This is a genomic window from Streptomyces sp. NPDC018026, assembly GCF_044327745.1.
Lineage (GTDB): Bacteria > Actinomycetota > Actinomycetes > Streptomycetales > Streptomycetaceae > Streptomyces > Streptomyces rubrogriseus.
Window position 1 is genome coordinate 273,545 of the sequence record NZ_JBIRFY010000010.1, and the last position, 11,035, is coordinate 284,579.

Annotated in this window: 10 protein-coding genes; 5 read left to right on the top strand and 5 right to left on the bottom strand. The window is 71.3% G+C overall.

Translation table 11 applies throughout. The features are described 5' to 3' along the window. Positions 1 to 82 precede the first annotated feature (82 nt). On the bottom strand, positions 83 to 424 hold the full coding sequence (locus tag ACH4D3_RS28840; RefSeq protein ID WP_398327798.1) for a DUF3140 domain-containing protein: 342 nt from the start codon (positions 422 to 424) through the stop codon (positions 83 to 85). Between the two features lie 142 nt (positions 425 to 566). On the opposite strand from ACH4D3_RS28840, the gene ACH4D3_RS28845 reads away from it, so the two are divergent. Further along, entirely contained in the window at positions 567 to 1,367 is an 801-nt protein-coding gene (locus ACH4D3_RS28845; protein ID WP_398327801.1) for a thioesterase family protein, read from the top strand. Positions 1,368 to 1,410: 43 nt separating this feature from the next. On the opposite strand, the gene ACH4D3_RS28850 is transcribed toward ACH4D3_RS28845, so the two are convergent. From ACH4D3_RS28850 to ACH4D3_RS28865, 4 genes are all read right to left on the bottom strand, one after another. Further along, positions 1,411 to 1,863: a VOC family protein gene (locus ACH4D3_RS28850; RefSeq protein ID WP_398327804.1), complete on the bottom strand. Its 453-nt coding sequence runs from the start codon at positions 1,861 to 1,863 to the stop codon at positions 1,411 to 1,413. Between the two features lie 114 nt (positions 1,864 to 1,977). Further along, a complete protein-coding gene (locus ACH4D3_RS28855; RefSeq protein ID WP_398327807.1) occupies positions 1,978 to 2,979 on the bottom strand; it encodes an NADPH:quinone reductase in 1,002 nt (333 codons plus the stop codon). A gap of 37 nt (positions 2,980 to 3,016) precedes the next feature. Continuing rightward, positions 3,017 to 4,651 carry a fucose isomerase gene (locus tag ACH4D3_RS28860; protein ID WP_398327810.1) on the bottom strand — a complete coding sequence of 545 codons (1,635 nt, stop codon included), beginning with the start codon at positions 4,649 to 4,651 and terminating at the stop codon, positions 3,017 to 3,019. 63 nt (positions 4,652 to 4,714) lie between these two features. Continuing rightward, on the bottom strand, positions 4,715 to 6,193 hold the full coding sequence (locus tag ACH4D3_RS28865) for an FGGY-family carbohydrate kinase (RefSeq protein WP_398327813.1): 1,479 nt from the start codon (positions 6,191 to 6,193) through the stop codon (positions 4,715 to 4,717). A 283-nt stretch (positions 6,194 to 6,476) separates the two neighbouring features. Between ACH4D3_RS28865 and ACH4D3_RS28870 the strand changes: the two genes are divergently transcribed. The 4 genes from ACH4D3_RS28870 to ACH4D3_RS28885 are packed head-to-tail and all read left to right on the top strand — an operon-like array spanning position 6,477 to position 10,843. Continuing rightward, entirely contained in the window at positions 6,477 to 7,568 is a 1,092-nt protein-coding gene (locus ACH4D3_RS28870; protein ID WP_398327816.1) for a glycoside hydrolase family 172 protein, read from the top strand. A gap of 50 nt (positions 7,569 to 7,618) precedes the next feature. Further along, positions 7,619 to 8,998, top strand: a complete 1,380-nt coding sequence (locus tag ACH4D3_RS28875; RefSeq protein ID WP_398327818.1) for an ABC transporter substrate-binding protein — start codon at positions 7,619 to 7,621, stop codon at positions 8,996 to 8,998. Next, positions 8,995 to 9,957 (top strand): carbohydrate ABC transporter permease, encoded by a 963-nt coding sequence (locus tag ACH4D3_RS28880; RefSeq protein WP_398327821.1) that lies wholly within the window; start codon positions 8,995 to 8,997, stop codon positions 9,955 to 9,957. The genes ACH4D3_RS28875 and ACH4D3_RS28880 overlap by 4 nt, the downstream gene beginning before the upstream one ends. Then, positions 9,947 to 10,843, top strand: a complete 897-nt coding sequence (locus ACH4D3_RS28885) for a carbohydrate ABC transporter permease (protein ID WP_398327824.1) — start codon at positions 9,947 to 9,949, stop codon at positions 10,841 to 10,843. Before ACH4D3_RS28880 ends, ACH4D3_RS28885 begins: the two co-directional genes overlap by 11 nt. Positions 10,844 to 11,035 lie beyond the last annotated feature (192 nt).

The window sequence follows — 11,035 nt, forward strand, 5'->3', positions numbered from 1 at the left end:
TTCAGTGGCCGTCAGGTTCTGTGGCCGTCCGGGCGGGACGTGTGGTCCGGGTGGTTCCGGGTCCGCACTCGGTCGTCTCCAATCATCCACGGTGGGCCAGGGGGTCGTGGCCCCAGTTCATGAGCGAGTACCGCCACCGGGTGTCCTCGACGTCGCCCGACGGGCGCTGGGCCAGGTGGCGGCGGACGTAGCCGACGACCTTGCGCATGTGCTCGTAGTCGTCGTCGGAGAGTTCGGCCTTGTTCTTGTGCAGGATCTCGACGATCCGGCGTCCGGACGCGTGTCCGACGGATTCTCCGCCGTCCTGGTGGTGCCCGGCGTCGCCCGACTCGTCGGTGTCGAGCCACCGGTCCAGTCCGGCCGGTGTCATGTTCACCAGTTCGTGGAAGTCGTCCCGGGTCCGGTCCTGCTCGTCACCGTCCATGGCGCCTCACTTCTTCCCCGGCCCTCACATCGGCATCCGGGTCACCCGGGTTCCCAGCCGCGGGCGTCCCACTCGGTCGGGGCGGTGATTCACCGCCGAACTATCCTGGTCGCGGCCCCGCCGTCGTTTCAGGAGCAGCCCGTTGAACACCAGCACAGCGACCCCGGACAGCTACTACGAGCGGATCGACGAGCACCGCTACAAGCCCACCCCGCACGCGGGCGGCGCGTGGAGCCCGGACGAGCAGCACTTCAGTCCGCTCGGGGGTCTGATCGTCCACGCCGTGGACCGCCATCTGGCGGGTCGTGCCGGTGCGGCCATGTCACTGAGCCGGATCAGCTTCGACATCCTGGGCCGCCCGGCGCTCGACGAGTGCGAGATACGGGTGGAGACCGTCCGGCCGGGACGCACCATCGAGCTGGTCGAGGCGACCGTGCTGATAGCGGACCGGTCGGTGGCACGGGCCAGGGCGTGGCTGCTGGCCGACGGGGACACGAGCGCCGTCGCCGGTGGCGGTGCCGACCGGCTCGCCCCACCGGACACGCTGGCCCGCTGGCCGATGGACACCGAGTGGCCCGGCGGATACATCGCCTCCCTGGACGTACGCCCGCTCGCCCCGCCCCGGCCGGGTCGCACCACCGCCTGGGTCTCCACCGGCCTCGACCTGGTCGCCGGGGAGAGCGCGAGCCCGCTGGCCTCCTACGTCACGCTGGTCGACACGGCCAACGGCATCGCGGTGCGGCAGTCGCCGCGGGAATGGATGTTCCCGAACGTCGATCTGACCCTGCACCTGCACCGCACGCCGCGCGGGCGCTGGACCGGACTGGACACCACCGTCGTCTTCGGGCCCACCGGTCAGGGCATCACCAGCACCGTGCTGCACGATCTGGACGGCCCCGTGGGTCACGCCCAGCAGATGCTGACCGTCCGTCCGCAGCCCTGAGAAGCCCTGCCGGACCCGCTGGAGGGCCGGACCCCCGGCGGGGTCAGCCCCGGCCGGCGGGCGGATCGGCGAGGATGCCCTCCAGCAGCCCGGTGGCCTGGCCGACCTCGATCAGGTACCCGTCGGGGTCGCGCAGGTAGCACCGCAGCTCGGCCTTCCGGTCGATCGGCGGGGTGAGGAACTCGGCGCCGAGCGCGCTCCACTCACGGTGGCAGCGCTCGATGTCGGCCACCCGGATGTTGAGGAAGCTGGTGGCCGTCCCGGGGTCGTCCGGCGGGCGCAGGGTGACGTCGGGCTTGTCCGGCGTCGGGCCCCCGCCCGGGTTCATGATGAGCCAGCTGTTGGCGAGCTTGACGATGCACGGGTTCTCCGCGAGCACGACCTCGCCGCCGAGCACCTCGGAGTAGAAGGCACGCGAGCGCGGCACGTCGGCCACGGTGAGGAAGTGGGTGAGCAGCAGTCCCGACTCCGGTGCCGGCAGGTCTTCACGGCGCATTCCTGGACCCCCACGCTCTTGTCACGGGTTTCGGGTTTCGGCTTCCGGGTTCGAATTTCTGAGTTTTCCTCGACATGCCCATCATGGACCGCATCCGGCCGGCCGGAAAGACGATCAAGAGGGCCTGAGGACCAGACGCCCCCGCACCTGGCCGGCCTCCAGCCTGCGGTGGGCCTCGGCCGTCATCGACAGCGGCAGCCGGTCGGCGATGCGCGGGCGCCACGGGGTGTCCGCGAGGACGCCCACCACGCCCCGCGCCGCCTCGGCGAGGTCGGCGGTCGTGGCGTTGCTGATGGCGAACCCGACGATGCTCGCGTCCTTCGTGTAGAGCCCGCCCACGGACAGTGCGGCCGGCCCGGTGCCCAGTCCCACCATCGCGACCAGCCGCCCGCCCCGCGCCAGCGAGTCCACGGCGTCGGCGAGCACCCCGTGCCCGGAGGTGTCCAGGTGCACGTCGTAGCCGTCGGGGGCGGCCGCGCGCACCCGGGCGTCGAGGTCGGGCGCGTGGTGGTCGAGGACCTCGGCGGCGCCCAGCTCACGGACCGCCCCCGCGTCCTGTGCACGCGCCGTGGCGACCACGCGGGCCCCGGCCCGGGAGGCCAGGGCGACGGCGGCGCCGCCCACGTTCCCCGCGCCGCCCCCGACGTACACGGTCTCCCCCGCCCGCAGCCGGCCGTGCCGGAACAGCGCGAGCCAGGCGGAGGCCGCCGGGTGGGCGGCCGCCACGAGGTGCTCCGCGTCGATGCCGGACGGCGCCGGGTAGAGGCGTTCGGCGGCGACCGTCGCGTACTGGGCGAAGGATCCCTGCCGGCCCGCGTGCCCGAGGCTGTTGCACCACACCCGCTGCCCGACGGTGAGGTCCGCGGCGCCGGGCCCGGCCACCGCGACCTCGCCCACCAGGTCACGGCCGACGACGAAGGGCAGCGGCAGCGGTGTGGCGTACGCACCGGAGCGTACGAAGGTGTCCACGGGGTCGGCGGCCACGGCGGCCACCCGCACGAGCACGTCCGTGGGGCCCACCGGCGGCACGGCGAGTTCTCCGTACCGGATGGCGTCGGCCGGACCGACGGCGTCGATGTACGCCGCCCGCATGGTCTCCGGGACTGTGCCGTTCATGGCCTCATGCTACGAACCGCCCGGTGACGGCGCAGTACTACAGCGCCACGTCGCCGCACAGGTGCACCTCGACGCCCAGCTCGGCGAAGAGGGCGGCCTTGGCACGCAGCGCCCGGTCGGCGGTGGCCGCGTCGGGGGCGTAGGCGACGTTGAGGTGGTTGGCGCGGTGGCGGGCCATGAACTGGTCGCGGGTGACACCGTGCAGGACCGCGTGCATGATCGGCCACTGCGGGTTGGTGGCGTCCAGTCGGCGCCGCGTCTCCTCCTCGGGCAGCTCGACGGCGCTCGCGCGGCCGAGGTCGACGTGGAGGCGGCCGTCCATCAGGAAGACGCGCGACCAGACGATCTCGCCGGGCTTGGAGACCCCGCTGAGGGTGCCGCCGCCGAGCGGGAAGAACATCGGCGGCTGCCGCATGCTGTACGACTTGTCGTAGCCGCCGTGGTGGGAGGCGGGGACGGAGCCGGAGATCTCGAAGACCCAGACGAACCGGCCGTCGTACTCCTCGCCCCAGCGGATGTCGTGCAGCGTGGTGGCCGGGTCGAGGCCCATCGCCGTCCAGATGCGGTTGGTGACCAGGGAGTCGACGGCGACGCCCTCGTCGACCTCGTTGAAGTGCGGCAGCGGCGCGCCGGCGTACAGCTCGCGGGCACCGTCGCGGCTGTGCACCGGCGGGCGCTGGACGTTGTTGAGCAGGCCCTCGGCGAGGTCGCTGGCCGGGACGGTGTCCTTGAGGCCCTGCTGGTACTGGATGCCGACCGCGTCGAGTCCGAAGTCGTCGGAGATGCGCAGCGCGGCGATGTACATCTTGAACTGGCTGAGCAGCTGGGCGTCGGTGAGTTCGGTGGCCTCGTCGGTGCCGGTGTGGAAGGTCATGCCGGCGTCGTCGAGCCAGGTGCGCACTGCCTGGGCCTCCACATCGGAGACCTTGTTCATCTCCGCGACCAGGGCGCTCTGCGAGAGGCGTTCCTTGTAGATGCCGAGGGGGTTGAGGAACTCGTCGTCGATGATGGCGTTGTACATGCCCATGCAGCCCTCGTCGAAGACGCCGATGATCGCCTTCTCCTCGCGCAGCTGCCGGGCGAGGGCCGTGCCGAGTTCGGTCTCGGCGTCCTTCGGCAGTTCGGGCAGCGGCCGGACGTGGCCGGTGTCGTGGGTCAGGGTGCCGGTCTCCAGCCAGGTGCGCAGACCCTCGCGCGCCCAGTCGTCGGTGAAGTCGGGGCTCCACAGCACCGAGTAGTCGATGCCCGCCTTGGTGAGGCTGCCGGCCAGGCCCAGCAGGCCGACCAGGCCCGGGAACTCGCCGCTCCAGTTGGCCACGACCAGGATCGGGCCGCGGTGGCCGCGCAACCCGGCCAGAACATGGTGGCTGTACTGCCAGACGGCCTCGACGACGATCAGCGGGGCGTCCTTGGGCAGGTTCTTGAAGACCTCGATGCCGGCCCGCTGGCTGTCGATGAATCCGTGGCCCTTGGCCTCGTCGACCGGGTGGCCGCGGCGCACCTGACGGCCGAGGGCGGTGACGGCGGCCGCGAGGTCCTGCTCCAGCTTCTCCTGGGTGGGCCAGCAGGTGGTGTTGGCGGCCGGGCGGAGATCGCCGCTGGTCACGGTGTATACGGTGGCCGGCTCGGCGGCCGGCGGCTCGTGGAGTACGGGCAGGGTGTACGCGGTCATGCGGTCTCCGTAGGTTGTGCGTCCGGCCGGTGGGGGCCGGCGGGGGTCGAGCGCGTCGGTCGGTCAGCGGTCCTGGAACGTCGCCAGGGTGTGGACGACGTCCGAGGTGTCCGGGTACAGGCGCCGGTAGAGGGCGTAGAGGTCGTCGTAGCGCCGGGTGTGTTCGGGGCGCGGCGTCACCGTCGCGCGCACCGGGTTCCAGTCGTCGACGAAGACGTCCTGGACGAGCCCGGCGGCCAGCAGCGCGCCGCCGTAGCTCGCGCCGATGGTGAGGGTGCGCAGTTCCTGCGGGCGGCCGGTGATGTCGGAGACGATCTGTGTCCACAGCGCGCCTTGTGTGCCGCCGCCGACGGCGACCACACGGCGGATGTCTCCCCCGGCCGCCTCGATCACCTCGATGTTGTGCCGGACGCCGAAGCCGGTGGCCTCCAGGGCCGCGCGGTAGAGGTCGCCACGGGTGTGGGACAGCGTCAGGCCGGCGATCACGCCGCGCGCGTCCGGGTCCATCACCGGGGTGCGTTCCCCCGAGAAGTACGGCAGCATCAGCAGGCCGTTGGCACCGGGTCCGGACTCGGCCGCCTGTCGGGTCAGGACGGTGTGGTCGCCGTCGGCGAACAGGTCCCGCAGCCAGTTGGTGACCGCCCCGGAGGTGGCCATGCCGCCGGCCAGGTTGCGGGTGCCGGGCAGCGCGCCGACCGTACCCCACAGGGACTGGCTGGTGAGGGGCTCGGGGACGGTGTGGACGAGGAACATGGTGGTGCCGTACATCAGCATCAGGTCGCCGGTGTGCTGGGCGCCCACACTCAGGGCCTCGGCCCAGGCGTCGATGGTGCCGGTGGTGACCGGAATGCCGGCGGGCAGGCCGGTCTCCCGGGCGGCGTCCGGGGTGAGGGTGCCCGCGGCCTCGCCGGACCAGCGCAGCGGCGGCAGTTCGATGCCGGGGGCGACCTCGGCGGCCCAGGGGGCGTGCCACTGGCGGGCGTGGGTGTCGTAGAGCGGCGTGCACTGGCTGGCCGAGTGGTGGTCCAGGACGTAGGCGCCGGTGAGCCTGCGGACCAGCCAGGAGCTGGGCATGTAGAGGCGGCGGGCGCGGGCGTAGCGCTCGGGCTCCTCGTCGGCGACCCAGGCGATCTTGGGCCCGGCCGCCTGGGTGGTGAGGGCGGAACCGCCCCGGCGGATGATCTCCTCGGCGCCGAGCCGCGCCTCGATCCGCTCGATCTGGCGGACCGAGCGGGTGTCCACCCCGTAGAGGATCGCGGGGCGCAGCGGTGTGTCGTGCTCGTCGGTCAGCAGGACGCACGGTCCCATGCCGCTGACACCGACGGCGGTCACGGTGACGTCGCCGGGGGCGGTCAGTTCCCGGGCGATCCCGGTGAACTCGTCCCACCAGACGGCGGCGTCCATCTCGAAGCGGCCGGGGCCCGGCCTGGCGGGGGTGTGCTCCCGTACTGCCGAGCGGATCAGGGTGCCGTCGAGACCGACGAGTACGCCCTTGCTGCTCGAGGTGCCGATGTCCACACCGATGACTGCGTTGCGAGGCATGGCGAGCACGTTCGCAGAAATCGATTTCAGCGTCAAGGGAGCGCGCGTATGACACGAGTTGTCCATGGAAGGCCGGGTCAGACAGGGTGCATGGAGCGGAGAGACGTGCGTCCGTCTCAGCTCTTGACACCCCTTGGAGGCCGCTCTACGTTTCGGTGAAATGGATTTCAGGGATGCAGGAACGCCGCGTCGCCACGACGACGGCGTAGCGTCCTCCCCGCGCCCAGCACGCCCTCTCGGGCCCACGGCGCACTCCGCAACTCCACCTTGAGGGCAAGACACGATGACGACCTTTGGACTCGACGGCATCTCCCGCAGGACGCGCGCCGTGAGCCGCTCCATCAGCGCCGAGAACTTCACCGGCGCCAGGGCCGGCGGCGGCCGGGCCACGGAGGGCACCGGAGCCGTGGCGGCGAGCCGCCTCGGACCGGGCTGGAAGATCTCCCCCAGCATCGACATCGCCGCCGGCGAGACGGCGGTGCTCGCGGACATCGAGGGCCCCGGCACCATCCGTCACCTGTGGTGCACCACCGACCCGCACGGCGCCTGGCGCGGCACCCTGCTGCGGATGTACTGGGAGGGCGAGGAGACCCCGGCCGTCGAGGTCCCGCTCGGCGACTTCTTCTGCAACGGCTGGAACGTCTTCAGCCAGGTCTCCTCCGTACCGGTGGCGGCCAACCCCAACGGGGGCTTCAACGCGTACTGGCCGATGCCGTTCCGCCGCGCGGCGCGCATCACGCTGGAGAACCTGACCGCCGAGAAGGTCACGCTGTACTACCAGGTGGACTACGAGCTGGACGAGGTCGGCGAGGACGCCTCCTACTTCCACGCCCAGTGGCGCCGCAGTCACCCCGTGCCGTTCGGCGAGGTGCACACGCTGCTCGACGGCGTCACCGGCGCCGGCAGCTACGTGGGCACGTACCTGGCGTGGGGCGTGAACAGCCCCGGCTGGTGGGGCGAGGGCGAGCTGAAGTTCTACCTCGACGGCGACGAGGAGTACCCGACGATCTGCGGCACCGGCACCGAGGACTACTTCGGCGGCGCCTGGAACTTCGACGTCCCGGGGCAGGGCTACACCGCCTACACCACCCCGTACCTCGGTCTGAACCAGATCCTGCGCCCGGACGGGCTGTACCGCAGCCAGCAGCGGTTCGGGATGTACCGCTGGCACGTCCTGGACCCCATCCGCTTCGCGGAGGACCTGAGCGTCACCGTGCAGAGTCTCGGCATCGGCCCCGGCCAGGGCAACGGCCTGCCGCACCGCTACCGTCACACCAGCGACGACATCGCCAGCACCTCGCTGTTCTACCTGGACGCACCCGCCTGCGCGTCCCGTCCGGCCACTCCGGACCTGCTCGCCCTCGAGGTCGACTGACCCCGCACTTCCTCTCCCCAGTCCCGTCCCACTCCGACAGGAGCGCACGCATGCTCCAGCACGGCAACGAAGCCGGGCACCCGGCCCCGTCCCCGGCCGGCACCTCACGCCGCCGCTTCCTCACCGCCACGGCGGGCGTCGGCGCGGCCGTCGCGGCCCCGGCCCTGCTCACCGGCTGCGGCTCGGCCCAGGCGAAGGGGGGCAACCTCCAGTTCTGGAACTTCTACGGACCCCAGCGCTCGCCCGACCCGGCGATCAACGCGCAGTCCAAGTGGTTCACCGACATGGTCGGGAAGTGGAACACCACCCACAAGCGGCAGATCGACCTCGTCTATCTGCCGCAGCCCACCTACCTCAACGGATTCAAGCTGCCGTCCGCCTTCGCCACCGGTGAGGGCCCGGACATCTTCCTGCTGTCCCCGGGCGACTTCCTGCGGTACTACAACGGCGGCGTCCTGGAGGACCTCACACCGCACATGGACAAGGCCGCCGTCGAGGACTTCGGATCCGCCCTGGACAGCCGGAAGGTCGACGGCAAGGTCTACGCCCTCCCCATGGAGGTCGAGCCGCTGGCGATGTTCTACTCCCAGGGTCTGTGGGAGAAGGCCGGCCTGTCCGAGGCCGACATCCCCACCACCTGGGACCAGATGCTCGACATCGGCGACAAGCTGCGCGGCCGCACCACGGCGGGCCTCGTCTTCGAGACCAACCCGGGCTACTACCAGAACTTCACCTGGTACCCGTGGATGTGGCAGGGCGGCGGCGACGTCCTCGACGAACGCGGCGAGGTCGCCTTCGACTCCAGGGCGAGCCGCCAGGCGCTCGCGCTGTGGCAGGACGCCGTGCGGCACGGCATCGCCCCGCGCACCGTGCCCGCCGCGGGCGACGTGATCGGCGGCTTCAAGGGCGGCAACGTCGGCATGTGGCAGCAGGGCATCTGGAACGTCTCCAGCTTCAAGGCCTTCGCCCCCGACTACCCGTACGGCGTCTTCAAGCTGCCCTCTCCCCCGGGCGGCGACTACGTCACCGCGCTGGGCGGCTGGTCCTTCTGCGCCAACGCGCAGGGCCGCGACCCGCAGGCGGCGGCGGAGTTCTGCGTCTGGGCGCTGGGCTCCATGAAGGACGATTCCATCGACCGGATGGTCGACTGGTGCGTGGGCGCCAAGTCCGACGTGGCACCCCGCGCCAGTGCCCTGGAGCGCGGCGCCGCCAAGGGCGGCTACGACTCCGAGGCGATGCGCAGGTTCAAGGACGAGGTCTTCCCCGGCGGCCGCGCCGAACCGCGCTACCCGCCGGTGGTCTACAAGGCGATCTCCGACGCCATCCAGGGCACCATGCTCGCCGGCCGCGGCGTGGCGAGCGAGATCGAGCGGGCCACCCGGTCCATCGACGCGTACACCAAGAGCTACAAGGGGGCGAGCCTGATATGAGCAGTGTCGCCGCGAAGGAGCGCCGGGCCACCACGGCCCCGGCCGAGACACCGGCCTCGGCCGGGGGCCGACGGCTCAGGCGCAGGCACCGCGAGTGGCTGGCCGCCGCGCTCTTCCTCGCCCCGGACGTCCTGGGGCTGCTGGTCTTCGTCGCCGTCCCGATGGTGCTGTCCATCGCCCTGAGCTTCTTCCAGGTCAGCGGCTTCGGCAGCTACGAGTGGATCGGGCTCGGCAACTACGAGCGGATGATGAACGACCCGCTCTTCTGGGACTCCATGAAGATCACCGGCCTGTACGTGGTGATCCTCGTGCCCGTGCTGTTCGGCGTGAGCCTCGGGCTCGGCCTGCTGGTCAAGCAGAAGCTGCCCGGCATGGGCGTGTACCGCACGGCGCTCTTCCTGCCGTACGTCATCAGCCTCGTGGTGGTCGGCGTGCTGTGGAAGTTCCTGCTGGACGAGCAGACCGGCGCGGTCAACCGGGCCATGCGGGCGGCCGGCCTGGACGGCGAGTCCTGGCTCGGCAGTCCCTCGCTCGCCCTGGGCTGCGTCATCGCGGTCATGGTGTGGGTGATGATGGGCTACTACATGATCATCTTCCTGTCGGGTCTCCAGGAGATCCCCAAGGAGTACTACGAGGCCGCGAAGCTGGACGGCGCCGGTCCGTGGCGGCAGTTCCGCTCCGTCACCTGGCCGCTGCTGCGCCCGACCAGCTTCTTCGTCCTGATGATGTCGACGGTCGCGGCCATCACCGGCGGGCTCGACCTGATCTTCGTCCTGACCAACGGCGGACCCGCCAACGGCACCTCGCTGGCGATCTTCTACATCTACCAGCAGGCCTTCGGGTTCGGTGAGTACGGCTACGCGTCGGCCATGGGCTCGTTCCTGGTGCTGATCATGGTCGCCGTGTCCGCGGTGATCTTCAAGTTCACGAGGGGCGGGAGGTTCGACGATGGCGAGTGACACCCTGACGACCGGGGCCGGCCGGACCGGCGGGGCCGCCGGGCCGGGCGGGTCCGGAGCCACGGCGGGCCGGCGTCGGCCGCTCTCCTCCCGGGCCGGGCTGACCGCGCTCGCCGTCGTCCTGTCGGTGATCAGCGTGCTGCCCGTGCTGTGGATGCTCACGTCGTCCTTCAAGACCCGTGAGACCGTCACCGACGGCAAGCTGATCCCGACGGACTTCACCTTCGACAACTTCGTGTACGTGTTCACGGAGGTGCCGTTCGCGCGCTACCTGTGGAACAGCTTCTTCATCTCCGCGGTGATCACGGTCGCCGCGCTGTTCTTCCACTCGATGGCCGCCTACGCGCTGGCCCGGCTGCGCTTCCCGGGCCGCGAGAAGCTCTTCGGCGCGATCTTCGCGACCCTGCTGGTCACCGCGCCCGTGGTGCTGATCCCGCTGTTCATGGTCGCCCGCGAGCTGGGCCTGCTGGACAGCTACGCGGGTCTGATCATCCCGGCGATCTTCAACGCCTTCGGCATCTTCCTGCTGCGCCAGTTCTACCTGGGCCTGCCGAAGGAACTGGAGGAGGCGGCCGTCATCGACGGCTGCGGCCACTGGCGGGTCTACTGGAACATCGTGCTGCCGATGTCCCGGCCGATCCTCTCCGCGCTGGCGATCTTCTTCTTCCTCGCCAACTGGAACGCGTTCGTCTGGCCGCTGGTCGCCACCAGCGACCAGGACCTGACGGTGGTCCAGCTGGGCATCGCCTCGTTCCAGACGCAGTACACCTCGAACTGGAACTACATCCTGGCGGCGGCGACGGTGGCCGCACTGCCCATGCTGATCCTCTTCTTCGTCTTCCAGCGGCAGATCGTCGAGTCGATCAAGACGTCCGGCATCAAGTAGGCGGGCCGCTTTCGCGGCGGACGAGCGGGGGGGGGGGGGGCGCCCCCCCCCCCACCCCCACCCCCCCCCCCCCCCCCCCCCCCCCCCCCCCCCCCCCCCCCCAACCCCCCCCCCCCCCCCCCCCCCCCCCCCCCACCCCCCCCCCCCCCACCCCCCCCCCCCCCCCCCCCAACCCCCCCCCCCGCCCCCCCC

Excerpts from the sequence above, each read along its gene's own strand:
- ACH4D3_RS28885 (WP_398327824.1), top strand. The coding sequence starts at position 9,947 with ATGGCGAGTGACACCCTGACGACCGGGGCCGGCCGGACCGGCGGGGCC.
- ACH4D3_RS28870 (WP_398327816.1), top strand. The coding sequence starts at position 6,477 with ATGACGACCTTTGGACTCGACGGCATCTCCCGCAGGACGCGCGCCGTG.
- ACH4D3_RS28875 (WP_398327818.1), top strand. The coding sequence starts at position 7,619 with ATGCTCCAGCACGGCAACGAAGCCGGGCACCCGGCCCCGTCCCCGGCC.
- ACH4D3_RS28850 (WP_398327804.1), bottom strand. The coding sequence starts at position 1,863 with ATGCGCCGTGAAGACCTGCCGGCACCGGAGTCGGGACTGCTGCTCACC.
- ACH4D3_RS28880 (WP_398327821.1), top strand. The coding sequence starts at position 8,995 with ATGAGCAGTGTCGCCGCGAAGGAGCGCCGGGCCACCACGGCCCCGGCC.
- ACH4D3_RS28855 (WP_398327807.1), bottom strand. The coding sequence starts at position 2,979 with ATGAACGGCACAGTCCCGGAGACCATGCGGGCGGCGTACATCGACGCC.
- ACH4D3_RS28865 (WP_398327813.1), bottom strand. The coding sequence starts at position 6,193 with ATGCCTCGCAACGCAGTCATCGGTGTGGACATCGGCACCTCGAGCAGC.
- ACH4D3_RS28860 (WP_398327810.1), bottom strand. The coding sequence starts at position 4,651 with ATGACCGCGTACACCCTGCCCGTACTCCACGAGCCGCCGGCCGCCGAG.
- ACH4D3_RS28840 (WP_398327798.1), bottom strand. The coding sequence starts at position 424 with ATGGACGGTGACGAGCAGGACCGGACCCGGGACGACTTCCACGAACTG.